General features: G+C 71.3%; 14 protein-coding genes. 6 read left to right on the forward strand and 8 right to left on the reverse strand.

Translation table 11 applies throughout. From position 1 onward, the window contains the following. Positions 1–15: 15 nt before the first annotated feature. The 5 genes from ACIBKY_RS46745 to ACIBKY_RS46765 all read left to right on the forward strand — a co-directional run bounded on the left by ACIBKY_RS46745 (position 16) and on the right by ACIBKY_RS46765 (position 5,412). Positions 16–1,650 (forward strand): FAD-dependent oxidoreductase, encoded by a 1,635-nt coding sequence (locus tag ACIBKY_RS46745; RefSeq protein WP_397107702.1) that lies wholly within the window; start codon positions 16–18, stop codon positions 1,648–1,650. Between the two features lie 5 nt (positions 1,651–1,655). Next, positions 1,656–2,279, forward strand: a complete 624-nt coding sequence (locus ACIBKY_RS46750; RefSeq protein ID WP_397107704.1) for a LysE family translocator — start codon at positions 1,656–1,658, stop codon at positions 2,277–2,279. 361 nt (positions 2,280–2,640) lie between these two features. Beyond that, on the forward strand, positions 2,641–3,588 hold the full coding sequence (locus ACIBKY_RS46755; RefSeq protein WP_397107706.1) for a hypothetical protein: 948 nt from the start codon (positions 2,641–2,643) through the stop codon (positions 3,586–3,588). Then, positions 3,585–4,307, forward strand: coding sequence for an SAF domain-containing protein (locus ACIBKY_RS46760; protein ID WP_397107708.1), 723 nt, complete (start codon positions 3,585–3,587; stop codon positions 4,305–4,307). The genes ACIBKY_RS46755 and ACIBKY_RS46760 overlap by 4 nt, the downstream gene beginning before the upstream one ends. A gap of 25 nt (positions 4,308–4,332) precedes the next feature. Then, on the forward strand, positions 4,333–5,412 hold the full coding sequence (locus ACIBKY_RS46765) for a sensor histidine kinase (protein WP_397107710.1): 1,080 nt from the start codon (positions 4,333–4,335) through the stop codon (positions 5,410–5,412). Here the strand turns inward: ACIBKY_RS46765 and ACIBKY_RS46770 are convergent. Then, on the reverse strand, positions 5,381–5,950 hold the full coding sequence (locus tag ACIBKY_RS46770; protein WP_397107712.1) for a TetR/AcrR family transcriptional regulator: 570 nt from the start codon (positions 5,948–5,950) through the stop codon (positions 5,381–5,383). The two genes, ACIBKY_RS46765 and ACIBKY_RS46770, sit on opposite strands and share 32 nt — an antisense overlap. Positions 5,951–6,004: 54 nt before the next feature. Here ACIBKY_RS46770 and ACIBKY_RS46775 point away from each other — a divergent pair, with 54 nt between their 5' ends. Continuing rightward, positions 6,005–6,727, forward strand: a complete 723-nt coding sequence (locus ACIBKY_RS46775; protein ID WP_397107714.1) for an SDR family NAD(P)-dependent oxidoreductase — start codon at positions 6,005–6,007, stop codon at positions 6,725–6,727. Between the two features lie 45 nt (positions 6,728–6,772). Here the strand turns inward: ACIBKY_RS46775 and ACIBKY_RS46780 are convergent, their stop codons facing one another. Genes ACIBKY_RS46780 through ACIBKY_RS46810 form a run of 7 tightly spaced genes read right to left on the reverse strand, consistent with a single transcriptional unit; the run spans position 6,773 to position 13,866 of the window. Then, positions 6,773–7,720: a quinone oxidoreductase family protein gene (locus ACIBKY_RS46780; protein ID WP_397107716.1), complete on the reverse strand. Its 948-nt coding sequence runs from the start codon at positions 7,718–7,720 to the stop codon at positions 6,773–6,775. A gap of 58 nt (positions 7,721–7,778) precedes the next feature. Beyond that, positions 7,779–9,404, reverse strand: coding sequence for a protein kinase (locus ACIBKY_RS46785; protein WP_397107718.1), 1,626 nt, complete (start codon positions 9,402–9,404; stop codon positions 7,779–7,781). A gap of 6 nt (positions 9,405–9,410) precedes the next feature. Beyond that, the gene (locus ACIBKY_RS46790; protein WP_397107720.1) at positions 9,411–10,007 is read right to left on the reverse strand and encodes an HAD family hydrolase; all 597 of its coding nucleotides are present in this window, start codon (positions 10,005–10,007) and stop codon (positions 9,411–9,413) included. Beyond that, on the reverse strand, positions 9,997–11,073 hold the full coding sequence (locus ACIBKY_RS46795) for an ABC transporter ATP-binding protein (RefSeq protein WP_397107722.1): 1,077 nt from the start codon (positions 11,071–11,073) through the stop codon (positions 9,997–9,999). The genes ACIBKY_RS46790 and ACIBKY_RS46795 overlap by 11 nt, the downstream gene beginning before the upstream one ends. Further along, positions 11,070–11,909 carry an ABC transporter permease gene (locus tag ACIBKY_RS46800; protein ID WP_397107724.1) on the reverse strand — a complete coding sequence of 280 codons (840 nt, stop codon included), beginning with the start codon at positions 11,907–11,909 and terminating at the stop codon, positions 11,070–11,072. The genes ACIBKY_RS46795 and ACIBKY_RS46800 overlap by 4 nt, the downstream gene beginning before the upstream one ends. Then, positions 11,897–12,718: an ABC transporter permease gene (locus ACIBKY_RS46805; RefSeq protein ID WP_379614792.1), complete on the reverse strand. Its 822-nt coding sequence runs from the start codon at positions 12,716–12,718 to the stop codon at positions 11,897–11,899. Before ACIBKY_RS46805 ends, ACIBKY_RS46800 begins: the two co-directional genes overlap by 13 nt. Further along, entirely contained in the window at positions 12,715–13,866 is a 1,152-nt protein-coding gene (locus ACIBKY_RS46810) for an ABC transporter substrate-binding protein (RefSeq protein ID WP_397107726.1), read from the reverse strand. The genes ACIBKY_RS46805 and ACIBKY_RS46810 overlap by 4 nt, the downstream gene beginning before the upstream one ends. Positions 13,867–13,889: the final 23 nt, after the last annotated feature.

The raw sequence follows: 13,889 nt of genomic DNA on the forward strand, positions 1-13,889 counted from the left end.
CAGAGGAGGTTGGTCGTGCGCTGGGATCACAGCTTCGACGTCGTCGTGGTCGGATCGGGCGCCGCGGGGCTCACCGCGGCACTGACCGCGCGGCTGCGCGGGCTCACCGCGGTGGTCATCGAGAAGACGGACAAGTACGGCGGGTCGAGCGCCCTGTCCGGCGGCGCCATCTGGGTGCCCGGCAACCTCTACCTCGATGGCACCGGCCTGAAGGACAGCAAGGAGGAGGCCGGGGCCTACCTCAAGGCGACGGTCGGCGACCGGGTGCCGGAGGAACGCCGGGCGGCGTACCTGGACAAAGGGCCGGAGATGGTGCGCTTCCTGCACGAGCGGACCCGCCACGTCCGCTTCGAGTACGCCCGCGGCTACCCCGACTACTTCCCCGAACTCCCCGGCGGCAAGGCGATGGGCCGCTCGGTGGAGCCGCCCGTTTTCGACCTGCGCGGGCTCGGCGCGCTGCGCAGGATCATGCGGCGCTCCGAACTGGCGACCTACGGGATGGTCATGAAGTCCTCGGAGTTCCACGAGGTCAACATGATGACGCGCACCACGCGCGGCAAGCTGATGGCGGCCAGGATCGGGCTGCGCGCGGTCAAGGGGCTGCTCACCGGTGCCCGCCACGCCGCGCTGGGCGAGGCGCTGGTCGGCCGGCTGAGCCTGTCGCTGGCCGAGGCGGGCGGCAAGATCTGGGTGAACACGCCGTTCGAGGAGTTCGTCGTCTCCGGTGACCGGGTCACCGGCGTGCGCGCGGGCGGCAGGACGATCGAGGCGCGGGGCGGAGTGGTCCTGGCGGCGGGCGGGTTCTCGCACAGCCAGGAGCTGCGGGAGAAGTACCTGCCGCTGCCCACCGACGCCCGCTGGAGCTCGGCGGCCCCGGCCCAGACCGGCGACACGATCGCCGCCGCCCTCGCGCTCGGCGCCGAACTCGACCTCATGGAGCGGGTCTGGGGCATGCCGGCCGCGGTGCCGCCGGGCGAGCCGCCGACGTTCCTCGTCACCGACCGCGGCGTGCCCGGGATGATCGTCGTGGACGGGCGGGGCGAGCGCTTCGTCAACGAGGCGGCGCCGTACCACCTGTTCGTCGACACCATGTACGCGCGCGACGCCGTCCGCTCCTGGATGGTCATCGACCAGCGCACCAAGAACCGGCACATCATGCTCGGCCACTTCCCGGGCCGGCCGTTCAAGGCCGCGTGGCTCAAGAACGGCTTCGTCAAAAGGGCCACGACCATCGAGGAACTGGGCGCCCGCATGGGACTCGACCCGCTCAAGCTGCGCGCCACCGTTGACCGCTTCAACGGCTTCGCCCGCGCCGGCTCCGACGCCGACTTCCACCGCGGTGACAGCGCCTACGACCACTACTACGGCGACCCGACCCTGCCCAACCCGAACCTGCTGCCGATCGAGAAGGGCCCCTTCTACGCGATCCCGCTGGTACCCGGCGACATCGGCACGAAGGGCGGCGTGGTCACCGACGTGGACGCCCGCGTGCTGCGCGGGGACGGCTCGCCGATCGCCGGCCTGTACGCGGCGGGCAACGTCGCGGCAGCCGTCATGGGCGAGACCTACCCCGGGCCGGGCGCCACTCTGGGCCCGGCGATGACGTTCGGCTACGCCGCCGCCCAGCACATCGCCGCCTCGCTACGCTGACCTCCATGGACATAGCAGCATCAATCGCCTCGTTCGCCGCCGTCGTCGCGCTGCTGACGCTGACACCCGGCCTGGACACGGCCTTGATCCTGCGCACGTCGCTGCTGTCGGGACGGCGTCCGGCGTGGGGCGTGGTCCTCGGCGTCCAGGCCGGCATCCTGGTCTGGGGCCTGGCGGCCGCAGCCGGCCTGTCCGCCCTGCTGGCGGCCTCGCACCTGGCCTACGAGATCCTGCGCTGGGCCGGCGTCGCCTACCTCGTCTACATGGGCGCCCGCATCCTCTGGGACGCCCGCCACCCCGCCCCGCCGGAGGCCGCCCCGGTCACCGACCAGACGTTCGCGCGGGCCTTCCGCCGCGGCCTGCTGACCAACCTCCTCAACCCCAAGGTGGGCGCGTTCTACGTGGCGATGCTGCCCCAGTTCATGCCGGACGACGTGCCGCCCGCGCTGATGGGGCTGGCGCTGGCCGGCGTACACGTGGGCGAGGGGCTGGTGTGGAGCGCCCTGCTGGTCGCCTTCGCCACGTTCATGGGCGGCGTCCTGCGCACTCCCAGGGTCCGCCGCCTGCTCGACCGCCTCACGGGCGTGGTGATCATCGGCTTCGGGGTACGGCTGGCCGTACAGGACTGACCGGAACCGGCCAGGCCCGTTGACAGGCCCCCGGGCCGGGCACACTCTGCGCTCAGGACTCTCTGCCCGGGGAGGGGGAGGCCATGAGTCCTGGAAATTCACGACTCGCCGGAAACACGCCGAAGGCGGACGACGGACGCGCCATCTTCGAGGGGTGCCTCCAACATTGGTGGGTCGAGGAGCGGCTGACGCGGAAGGGGGCGTGCCCCCAGGGGCATCCGACTGTCCAGGTGCAGGTCAGGTTGCGATGCGTCACCTGCCCGTGGGAGGACACCGCGCAGAACTGGCATAAAAAGCGTCCGAAATGTCGGGCGGACCCGAACAGTGAACATACGCTGGAAGTGCTGCAATACTCCCGTCTATGATCGATAGTCTGCTCGACCGGGCCACGTCGATCCTGGAACGGCGCTTTCTGCGCAATGCCTTCTTGCCGGTGCTCCTGTTCGCTCCGCTGGTGTCCGTCCCGGTCCTGTTGCAGAACGACATGCTGGCCCGTGCGCTGGCCGTATGGGAAGAACAGCCGATCACCGCGAAATTCGCCGCCGTGATCGGCTATTTCACGTTCTGCTGGTTCGGGGCGGCCGTGGTCGCGAGCCAATGGCGGAATATCATCCGATTATTCGAGGGCTATCCTCTCCAGCGTCTTCCCTGGCTGGAGGCCAAGGGGGTGAGCTGGCACGCGGCCAGAAGCGCCGCCCTCGTCGATATGGGCGACCGGCGGCACCACACCACGGAGGTACACGGGCTCCGCTATTGGGCCTACCCCGAAACGGAATTCCTGCCGACCCGGTTGGGAAACGTGATCCGCGCCGCGGAGTTCTATCCGATCCAGCGCTACGGGATCAGCTTGATCAACGTATGGCCGAGGCTGTACAAGATATTGCCACGGGCCGTGGCGGACGACGTCGAAGACTCCCGCGCGACCATGGAGTTCCTTCTTGTCCTGTGCTTGTGGCTGGTGGGTTTCGCAGTGGTCAGTCCCCTTCTGGCGTGGTCGTTCGGCACGTCGCCGCCGTGGGCCCTCATGGTCTTCGCGACAGCCCTCCTGTTCGCCTATTGGGCGTACTTGTCTGCGCTTCCCGCGGCGGCCGAATACGGCGAGCACCTGCGCGCGGCCTTCGAGGTGCACCGCTTCGACCTGCTCCGGCAACTGCGCCTGCCGCTACCGCCCGACGAGCGGCGGGAACACGACCAATGGCGCCTCCTGGACGACCTGATCCTGAAGGCGGAGCGGCCCGTGTGGGCCTACGAGCCCGAGCCGGCCGATGAGCTGACGGTCAGGATCGTCATCGACGAGGCCGGGCCATGACACAGGGCCCGGCCGGCGACGGCACCCCGCCGAGCGCGGGCGAGACCGTCATGGAGCGCCCGGCCGAGGCGATACCGTCCGGTCCGTCCGCCGCCGCTCCTGTGGCCCATGTGCCGGTCCCTCCGCGTCCCCGGCACGTTCGCGGGCCGTTCGGCGGATTCGTGGTCGCCGTCGTGGCGGTCGGGATGGTGGCCGCCGTGATCATGCTTCTGCTGTCCAACCAGCAGGTCCCGGTACTCGTCGCCCGCGCCGACCTCCCCGCCTACACCCAACTCGGCATGGACGACCTGGAGATGGGCACCAGGACCGCCCTGGACGCCGGCGCGTACGCGGAACTGCCGGTCGAGGGGCGGATCACGTTGCGCTCCATCCGGCAAGGTGAGGCGCTGACCAGCACTGACCTGTCGCCGGACGTGCGGGGGCGGATCAAGGGCGGGCTCAGCGTCGTCGGCCTCGACGTCTCCCGCGCTGCCGTGCTGGGTGGCGCGCTGGGCGGCGGGGACCCGGTCCAGGTGGTTCTCGTGATGGGCGGGCGGCGGACGGCCGAGATGCGCGCGGTGGTCCTGACCGCCTCCCAGGCCGACGCCTCGGGGACGCGCTGGTCACTCATGATCGCGCTCAACCGGGAACAGGCGCTCAAGTACGCGGCGCCGCTGGCCAAGGGGAGCGTTCTCATCCTGCGCGATCCCGATGCCGGGCCGGTCGGCCGTGCGGGCTGAGCTGCGGGGTCGGGTTCGGGGGCTGGTGGGGTGGCTGGAACGGCATCCGCTGGCCGCCGACGCGTCGCTGGCCGGGATCGCGTGTGCGTATCTGCTGATCGAGGTTCCCTACAGCGAGGCGACGCTGGCCCGGATCGGGAGCGTTCCGCTGACGTTCTGGGGGGATCTGGCGGCCTTCGGCTGCCTGGCCCTGCGGCGGCGGTGGCCGCTCGGGGTGCTGGCGGCGGTCTGGGTGTTGTGGCTGGCGGTGGGGCGCTGGGACGTCTGGGCCGAGGTCAACGCCTCGTGGGCCGAACTGGGGGCGTCCACCGCTCTGCAGGTCGCCTTCTACACGGTGGGCAGGTGGCGGGCCTCGCCGTACCACGGACTGCTGCTTTTGGGGGTGCTGGTGCCGGCCGGGGTGATGTCGGCGCTGGTGTGCGCGCTGCCGTGGGGCGCGGGGGTGGCGCGGCGGCGGTGGGTCGTCGCGGCGGCCGGCGCCGAGGAGGGGCGCGCGCGGGCCATGGTGGCGGAGGAGCGGGTGCGGATCGCCCGCGAACTGCACGACATCGTGGCGCACAACGTCAGCGCGATGGTGATCCAGTCGCACGTCGCGGTGTCGGCGCTGGCGGCGGAGGACCACGGGCCGGCGCGCACCTCGCTGGAGTCGATCAGGGAGTCGGGGCAGGCGGCGCTCACGGAGCTGCGGCTGCTGCTGGGCGGGCTGCGCGAGGAGCCGGGGGAGCGGCAGCCCGGCATCGAGGCCATCGACGCGCTGGTGGAGCGGCATCCGCTGGAGGTGCGGTTGCGGGTCGAGGGGCGGGTCAGGGCGGTGCCGGCTGGGCTGGGTCTCGCCGCCTACCGGATCGTTCAGGAGGCGCTGACCAACGCGCTCAAGCACGCGGGCAAGGACGCCGAGGCCGACGTGGTGCTGCGCTACGGCGAGCGGGCGCTGGACATCACGGTCGTCGACGACGGCGCCGGCCGTCCGCCCGCGCCGCCGCGCAGGTCAGGGCACGGCCTGGTGAACATCGCCGAGCGGGCCGCGCTGTTCGGCGGCGTCTCGCGGGCCGCGCCGTCGCCGCAGGGCGGGTTCAGGGTGGAGGCGACGCTTCCGTGGGTGTGAGCCGGGCGCCCTGGAGGTAGAGCCTGACGATGGTGTCCGTGGCGTCCTCCACGCCCAGCTCCGACAGCGGCGCCAGCGTCAGCGCGCCCAGGATGAGCGCGCCGTGGGCGGCGGCCAGGAGTTCGGCGGGGACGTCGGCGCGCAGCACGCCCTCGCGCTGACCCCGTTCGGCCAGGATGCGCAGCCGCTCGCCGACCTCTTCCTCCTCCGGCCACAGTTGCGGCCGGTGGGTGCTGACCACCCAGAACTCGCGGCCGGCTGTCAGCAGGGCCCTGGTCAGGCGGGTCAGGGCGGCCTCGGTCGCGACGCCGTCGATGCCGGCCGCGTCGATCACCCGGATGGACTCCTCCGCGGCGAAACGGCCGAGCTCGACCAGCAGGTCGTCGCGGGTGGCGAAGTGGCGGTAGAGGGTGGCGCGGCCGACGCCGGCCGCGGCGGCGATGTCGGCCATGCCGGCTCGCTCGTGGGTGCGCAGCGCCGTGGCGGCGGCGCGGAGGATCGCGTCCCGTGTTCTCGCCATGGAGTCGGAGGTGCTCATCAGGACATATCCTAGACGAGACATAGCTGTCTCGTAGTGAGACGTGGAGGATTCATGGAGCGTTTCGCGGGCAAGAAGGTCCTGCTGACCGGCGCGGCCACCGGGATCGGGCGGGCGACGGCCCTGCGGCTGGCGGAGGAAGGGGCGCGGGTCTTCGCCGTCGACCTCAACCCGGAGATTCCCGGCCATCCGGCTATCACCCCGCATGTCGCCGATGTGGCCGACGAGGGGCAGGTCAAGGAAGCCGTGGCCCGGGCGGCCAAGGAGTTCGGGGGAATCGACAGGTTGATCAACGTCGCGGGCATCCACAAGACGACGCCGCTGGCCACGCTCTCGCTCGCCGACTTCCGCAGGCTCCTCGACGTCAACCTGCTCGGCACGTTCCTGTTCTGCCGGGAGGCCATGCCGTACCTGGTGGAGAGCAAGGGGGTCGTGGTCAACACGGCCTCGACCTCGGCCACGCACGCGCACCCCTTCATGACCGGGTACGCGGCGTCGAAGGGCGGCGTCCTGGCGTTCTCCCTGAGCCTGGCGGCGGAGGTGGCGCCGCAGGGCGTGCGGGTGGTGGCGGTCTCGCCGGGCGGCGTAGTGACGCCGCTGATGAGCTCGGTGAGCTTCCCCGACGACGTGGACGCCTCCTTCTACGGGCGGATCATGCCGCAGGTCGGCTTCGGCGAGCCGGAGGCGATCGCGGGCACCATCGCCTACGCGGCGTCGGCCGACGGCGCCTACCTCACGGGGGTGGAGCTTCGCGTCGACGGCGGCTCCCACGTGTGAGCCGGGGGACGGCTCATCACCGGCAGCCGTCCCCGGGCCTCTGCCTCAGGGAATCAGAAGCAGCTTCCCCGTCGTACGGCGGGCCGCCAGGTCCTCGTGCGCCCGCGCCGCCTCGGCCAGCGGGTACCGGTGGGAGACGTCGATGCGCAGCTGCCCGGCGGCGATCCACCCGAAGACCTCGCGGGCCCGCCACAGCAGTTCCTCCCGCTCGGCCACGTGGTGGACGAGCGTGGGCCGGGTCAGGAACAACGAGCCCGACCGGTTGAGCAACTGTGGGTCCATGGGCGGCACGGGGCCGCTGGCCGCGCCGTACAGGGCCATGAGGCCGCGCGGGCGCAGCGCGGTCAGGCCGCCGTCGAAGGTGGTGGCGCCGACGCCGTCGTAGACCACGTCGATGCTGTTCTCGAGCGTCTGCGCGAAGTCGTCGTAGGAGTGGACCTCGTCGGCGCCGGCGGCGCGGGCCAGCTTGGCCTTCTCGTCGGTGGAGACGGTGGTGTGGACGGTGGCGCCGTAGAACTTGGCGAGCTGGATGAGCAGCTGGCCCATGCCGCCGGCGCCGGCGTGGACGAGGACCCGGTCGCCCTCCTTGACCTCGTGCGTGGAGCGTACGAGGAAGTGGGCGGTCATGCCCTGCAGGAGGGCGGCGGCGGCCAGGTCGGCGGAGACGCCGCCGGGCACGGGCACGAGGCGGTCGGCGGGTACTACGGCCTTCTCGGCGTAGCTGCCCAGGACGTTCGCCCAGCCGACGGTGTCGCCGACGGCGAAGCCGGTGACGCCGGGGCCGACGGCCGAGACGGTGCCGGCGCCCTCACAGCCGATGGGGCTCGGGAGCCGCAGCGGGTAGACGCCGGAGCGCTGGTAGATGTCGATGAAGTTGACGCCGCTCGCGGCGACGTCGACGACCACCTCTCCGGGACCCGCGACGGGATCGGGGTGCTCGGCGTACTCGAGGACCTCTGGGCCGCCCTGGGCGGCGATGACGACTGCGCGCATAGTCCTGTCTAACCCAGGCGCGCGCGTATTGCTTCCGGCCGCGCAGGGCCAGGATCGTTTAGGGCTGCTCCGAGCGCTGACCGCGCAGCTCGAAGTCGTCGAAGACGGTCTTCATGATCGACCGGTCGTCCTTGGGCACCCGGGCGAACAGGCCGACGTAGCCGGTCTTGAGGCCGTTGGGGTCCTCGGCCCGCAGCACCTGCCTGCCGTCCACCCACATGGTCAGCTTCACCGTCGAGCCCGACTGCTCGCAGAACGCCTCCAGCCGTACCTTGGCCTGGGGCTTGAGCTCCAGCTTCGCCGGCTGTGAGAGCGTGCCGCCCGCGCCGTCGATGATCTTCCTGATCCTGGCGTTGCCCGTGGTGTCGAGGCCGAACTCGTAGAAGGTGCCGTCGGTGGTGTTGTGGCAGTAGACGCCGTACTCGCCGTCGCCGACGATCTTCCTGGCCTGGACCGTCACGCTGACCAGCACGGAGTCGGGCATGAGCGGGGTCGGGGTGGCGCTCGGTGATGGCGTGGGGGAGACGTTGGCGAAAGGCGCGGGCGCCTTGACCGAGCGTTGCTCGGAGCTGGGCTCGACGTCGAGCCCGTAGGTGCCGTCGGTCTTGTAGCCGTAGCTGGCCTCGTCCTCGGCGTCGTAGGTGCCGTCCCAGCCGCCGGAGGAGGTCGTGAAGTCCTCCTGGTAGAGGCGGCCCAGGTGGGTCGGCGGCGAGCTCTGCGACAGCAGCAGCGCGGCGGCGACGCCGCCCGCCACCAGCACCGCCCCCGCCGTGACGCCGGCGATCAGCCTGGTGCGGCGGCGTCCAGGCGGGGCGGGCTCCGACGTGGTGAGCGGGGTGGTCGCCCGCTGCCAGGCCACCTGCACGGTGTGCGCGGCCTGCTCGGGCGCGGCCTGCCTGCCCACCAGGTGGTCGAGCAGTTGCTGCGCGGTCGGGCGCGACGCCGGGTCCTTCTGCAGCGCCGCCACGACCAGCGGGCGCAGCCCCGGCTCCACGCCGCCGAGGTCGGGCTCGGTGCTGAGCACCGAATAGATCATCGAAGGCAGTGAGTCGCCACCGAACGGCGCGCGCCCGCTGGCCGCGAAGGCGATCAGGCAGCCCCAGGAGAACACGTCGCAGGCGGGCGAGACCGGCTCGCCCCGCAGCACCTCGGGCGCCATGTAGCGGGGCGTGCCGATGATCTCGCCGGTGCCGGTCACGCCGCCCAGCTCGTCCAGCGCCCGCGCGATGCCGAAGTCGATCACCCTCGGGCCGACCGGCGACAGCAGCACGTTCGACGGCTTCAGGTCGCGGTGCACCACCCCGGCGCCGTGGATGGCGGTGAGCGCGGTGGCCACGCTGACCGCCAGCGCGTCGAGGCTGGAGCCGGTCAGCGGTCCCGACCGCTTGACCGCCTCCTCCAGGTTGGGCCCCGGCACGTACTCGGTGACGACGTAGAGCTGGTTGCCGTCGAGCGCGGCGTCCAGCACCGCGGCCGTGCAGAACCGCCGAACCCGCTGCGCCGCGTCCGCCTCCCGGCGAAAGCGCATGCGAAACTGCTCGTGCTGGCTGAACTCGGGGTTGATCACCTTGACCGCGACCCGCACGCCCGCGGGGTCCTCGGCCAGGTGAACCGTGCCCATCCCGCCGCGGCCCAGCACGCTGATCAGTTTGTAGCGCCCGATGTGGGAGGTTTCACCGCTCACGGCGGGTTAGCTTACCGACATGGCATGCAGTTCGGGCAGGCCGTGCGCAGGATCGACCACCACGACCCTGCATCCGGCCGAGGTGGCCGCGGCGATGCCGGCCGGACTGTCCTCCACGGCGACGCACTCCTGCGGCCGCACCCCCAGCAGCCGCGCCGCCTTCAGATAGGGATCCGGGTACGGCTTGCCCCGCGAACTGTCCTCCGCCGTGATCACCAGATCGAAGCGGTGCCCGTCGAGGCTGGGCAGCACCCGCTCGACGATGCTCCGCGGCGAGGCGGTCACCAGCGCCGTGGGCACCCCGGCGGCCGTCAGCTCGCGCAGCAGGTCAAGGGCGCCGGGGATGAGGTCGATGCCACCGGCGATGCGTTCGGCGAAGGCGTCGGTGAGGCGGACCGCCACCGGTCCGGCGTCGGCGGGCGCCAGGTGGGCGGCGGTGTCCTCGACCGAGCGGCCGAGGACGTGGGGGACGTCCTCGGGGCCGAGGCCGCCGTGGCCGAGCGACTCGGCGACGTCGGCGGTGGCCTGCCACCACAGGCCCTCGGTGTCGACCAGGGTGCCGTCCATGTCGAACAGGACGGCGGCGGGGAGATCAGACGGCATCTGCTGTTTCCGTGACGGGGGCGGGGACCGTGACCGTGCGGGCGGCCACCAGGACCGGTCGTTCGACCAGGCGTACGGTCACCCTAGTGCCGGCCGCCAGCCGTACCGCCTCGTGACCTGGTACGTCGGCGAGCACCTCACCCCCTTCCAGGGCCACCCTGAGCCGGACCGAGGCGCCGCGGAAGGAGGCGGCCAGGACCTCGGCCCTGCCGTCCGCCGCGGGCGTGACCTGGACGGCTTCCGGGCGGATGAGCACGTCCACGGACGGGTCGTCGGGGACCTCGCCGTCCACGGGCAGGAGCTGGCCGAGCACCGTCACCTGGTCACCGGACACCCGCCCGGCCAGGTGGTTCATGGTGCCGACGAACTCGGCCACGAACGGGGTGGCGGGCCGGTCGTAGACCTCCGCCGGCGCGCCGCACTGCTCCAGGCGGCCATCCCGCAGCACCGCGACCCGGTCGGCGATCGACAGCGCCTCCTCCTGGTCGTGGGTGACGAAGATGGTGGTGATGCCGAGGTCGAGCTGCAGGCGGCGGATCTCCTCGCGCAGGTTGACGCGGACCTTGGCGTCGAGTGCCGACAGCGGCTCGTCGAGCAGCAGGACGCGCGGCTCCAGGGCCAGCGCGCGGGCGAGCGCCACACGCTGCTGCTGGCCGCCGGAGAGCTGGTGCGGGTAGCGGCCGGCGTGGGAGGGCAGGCCGACCAGCTCCAGCAGTTCCAGCGCCTTCGCCCGGCGTTGCGCGGCCGGAGCCTTGCGCACCCGCAGGCCGAAGGAGACGTTGTCGGCGGCGTTGAGGTTCGGGAAGAGCGAGTAGGACTGGAAGACCATGCCCGCGTCACGCTTGTTGGCGGGTACGGCGGTGATGTCCTTGCCGTCCACGAGCACGGCTCCCGAGTCGGGATGCTCGAACCCGGCCACGCAGCGCAGCGCCGTCGTCTTGCCGCAGCCCGACGGGCCGAGCAGGGCGACGAGCTCGCCCGGCTCGATGGTCAGGTCCAGGCCGTCGAGCGCGACCGTCTTGCCGAACACCCTGCGAAGAGCACGGAACTCGACCTGGGCTGTCATTGCTTCTTCTCCTTACCGAAAACGCTGGAGACCACGAGCAGCAGCAGCCAGATGAGCAGCAGGCTGAGGATCGAGACCGCGACCGACATCTGGCCCCTTGAACCGGAGATCGTCACGATCCAGACCGCGAACGGCTGGTAACCGAGCAGCCTGGCCACGGTGAACTCGCCCAGCACCAGGGCCAGCGTGAGGAACGAGGCGCTGGCGATGGCCGAGCGCAGATTGGGGATGATCACCCGGAACATCACGTACGGCCACGAGGCACCGAGGTTGCGCGCCGCCTCGACCAGCGTGCGCACGTCCATGGTGCGCAGGCCGGCGTCGAGCGAGCGGTAGACGAACGGCAGCACCAGCACCACGTACGCGAGCACGAGCACCATGGGGAAGCCCGGGTTCTGGATCGCGATGAGGGTGGCCCAGAACGGGGTGGGCGCGAGCACCTCACCGCCCACCGCCAGCGACTTGCCGATCCCGACGACGAACGTGATCGGGGGCACGACGAGGGGCAGCGTGCACAGCACTTCCATCACGGGCCGCAGCCGCGGGGCGGCCAGCCGTACGGCCAGCATCGCCGGCAGCGTGAGCAGCAGGACCAGCACGATCGTCGCGACGGCCAGGCTCAGCGACAGCAGCAGCGACTGGGCGAAGCCCTCGGCGGTCAGCAGTTCGGCGTAGGGTGCGAGGGAGAAGCCCGTGTTGGCGTTGTAGACCGTGTACCAGAGCGAGGCGCCGAGCGGCACCAGGAAGTACAGGGCGGCCAGCAGGAACACCGGCCACCGCCAGCGGCCTCCCCGCTGCGTGGCCCGGACCTTCTCCAGGCCCGTCACTGCAGCCATCGGGTGCTCCTCTTCTGCAGCGGCAGGTAGACCGCCATCACGAGCCCGGCCACCACGATCATGTCGAGGCTGAGCGCTAGCGCGACGTTCTCCTGGCCGATCAGCACGTCGCTGGTCAGCGCGTTGGCGATCTTGAGCGTGACCAGCGGGACGACGGTCCCCGCGCCCATGGCCGCGGCCGTGGCGTAGGCGGAGAACGCCATGCCGAACAGCAGCACGACGCCGCCGAGCAGGGCCGGGGTGAGCACGGGCAGGGCGACGTAGCGCCAGTAGTGCCAGGAGGTGGCGCCGTTGTTGGCGGCCGCCTCCCGCCACTGGGGCTTCAGCCCGTCCAGCGCGGGCGCCATCACGAGCACCATCATCGGCACCGAGAAGTACAGGTAGACGATGACCAGCCCCCAGAACGTGAACAGCACGCCGGAGGGCAGCCCGAACAGGCCGCTGACGATCCCCGAGTTGCCGAGCGTGGCCACCCAGAAGAAGGCCAGCGGCACCCCGCCGAAGTTGGCCAGCACGCCGGAGGCCGTCAGCACGGCCGAGCGCAGCGCGCCCGAGCCGGAGGTGACGACGGCGTAGGCCAGGAACGTGCCCAGCACGGCCCCGGCCACCGCGACGACCGCCGACACCTGGACGCTGCCGGCGATCGCGGTCAGGTTGCCGCCCTGCAGGCTCAGCCGCATGTTGTCGAGCGTGGGCTCACCCCGAGAGGTGAACGCCCCGGCCAGCAGGGCGACGGCCGGGACGCCGAAGACGAGCGCGTAGACGGCGAACAGCGGCAGCGCGCCCAGCCAGCCCCGGGACTTCCTCATCCGGAGATCGCGGCGTCCCAGCCTTCGGCGAGCTTCGCCTTGGCCGCGTCCACCTGCTCGGGGGTGGGGAACGTGGGCGTGCCGTCGACCTGCGGCAGCTTCTCGGCGGCGGTCTTGTCGACGCTGCCGTCGGTGGTCATGACGGGCAGCAGGACCGGGCGGGCGAAGCCCTTGAGGTAGAGGTTCTGGCCCTCGGCGCTGTAGAGGTACTCCTGCCACAGGCGCGCGGCGGCCGGGTGCGGGGCGTCCTTGTTGATGGCCTGGGCGTACATCTGGAAGTACTTGCCGTCGCTCGGCACGTTGACCTTCCAGTCGAGGCCCTTGGCGACCAGTTGCGGCGCGTAGGCGGCGTTGTTGTAGTCCCAGTCGATGCTGATCTGGGTCTCGCCCTTCTCGATGGTCGCCGGCGTGGTCTCGACCGGGTTGTAGTTGCCGGCGGCCTTGAGCTGCTTGAAGAACTCGATGCCGGGCTGGATGTCGTCGAAGGAGCCGCCGTTGGAGATGGCCGCGGCGTAGACGCCGGCGAAGGCGGAACCGGACTTGGTCGGGTTGCCGTTCATCGCGACCTTGCCCTTGTACTCGGGCTTGAGCAGGTCCTTGAAGCTCGTGGGGCAGTTCGGGATCTTCTTGGCGTCGCAGCCGATGGAGACGTAGCCGCCGTAGTCGTTGGTCCAGAGGCCGGTGGCCTCCTTCTGGCCTTCGGGGATCTTGTCGAAGGACTGCACCTTGTAGGGGGCGAACAGGCCCTCCTTGGCGCCGCTGATCGCGAAGGACTGGCCGAGGTCGAGCACGTCGGGCGCGCGGTCCTGGCCCTTGCGGTTCTTGACCGCGGTGATCTCGTCCGCGCTGGCCGCGTCCGGGTCCTCACTCTCGATCTTGATGCCGTACTTGGCCTCGAAGGTCTTGATGATCTCGCCATAGTTGGCCCAGTCCGGGGGAAGCGCGATCACGTGGAGGTTGCCCTCCTTCTTGGCCGCCTCCACAAGCTTGTCGAAACCACCGAAGTCGGCGGCGGAGGTGGCCGTCTTGGCGTCCACCCCGCCCTTCGACGGCTCGGCGGTCTGCGTGCCGGGTGCCGCGCCGCAGGCGGCGGTGGCTACGGTTAGGGCTGCTATGACGCCTGCCACGCTGGCGCGAGGAGTGAACACGTCGCCTCCACTCTGGGGGTGTA

The organism is Nonomuraea sp. NPDC050394, from assembly GCF_044459065.1.
Taxonomy (GTDB): Bacteria; Actinomycetota; Actinomycetes; order Streptosporangiales; family Streptosporangiaceae; genus Nonomuraea.

Coding starts and splice junctions, on each gene's coding strand:
- ACIBKY_RS46805 (WP_379614792.1), bottom strand. CDS start 12,718: ATGAGGAAGTCCCGGGGCTGGCTGGGCGCGCTGCCGCTGTTCGCCGTC.
- ACIBKY_RS46760 (WP_397107708.1), top strand. CDS start 3,585: ATGACACAGGGCCCGGCCGGCGACGGCACCCCGCCGAGCGCGGGCGAG.
- ACIBKY_RS46750 (WP_397107704.1), top strand. CDS start 1,656: ATGGACATAGCAGCATCAATCGCCTCGTTCGCCGCCGTCGTCGCGCTG.
- ACIBKY_RS46795 (WP_397107722.1), bottom strand. CDS start 11,073: ATGACAGCCCAGGTCGAGTTCCGTGCTCTTCGCAGGGTGTTCGGCAAG.
- ACIBKY_RS46755 (WP_397107706.1), top strand. CDS start 2,641: ATGATCGATAGTCTGCTCGACCGGGCCACGTCGATCCTGGAACGGCGC.
- ACIBKY_RS46800 (WP_397107724.1), bottom strand. CDS start 11,909: ATGGCTGCAGTGACGGGCCTGGAGAAGGTCCGGGCCACGCAGCGGGGA.
- ACIBKY_RS46775 (WP_397107714.1), top strand. CDS start 6,005: ATGGAGCGTTTCGCGGGCAAGAAGGTCCTGCTGACCGGCGCGGCCACC.
- ACIBKY_RS46790 (WP_397107720.1), bottom strand. CDS start 10,007: ATGCCGTCTGATCTCCCCGCCGCCGTCCTGTTCGACATGGACGGCACC.
- ACIBKY_RS46780 (WP_397107716.1), bottom strand. CDS start 7,720: ATGCGCGCAGTCGTCATCGCCGCCCAGGGCGGCCCAGAGGTCCTCGAG.
- ACIBKY_RS46770 (WP_397107712.1), bottom strand. CDS start 5,950: ATGAGCACCTCCGACTCCATGGCGAGAACACGGGACGCGATCCTCCGC.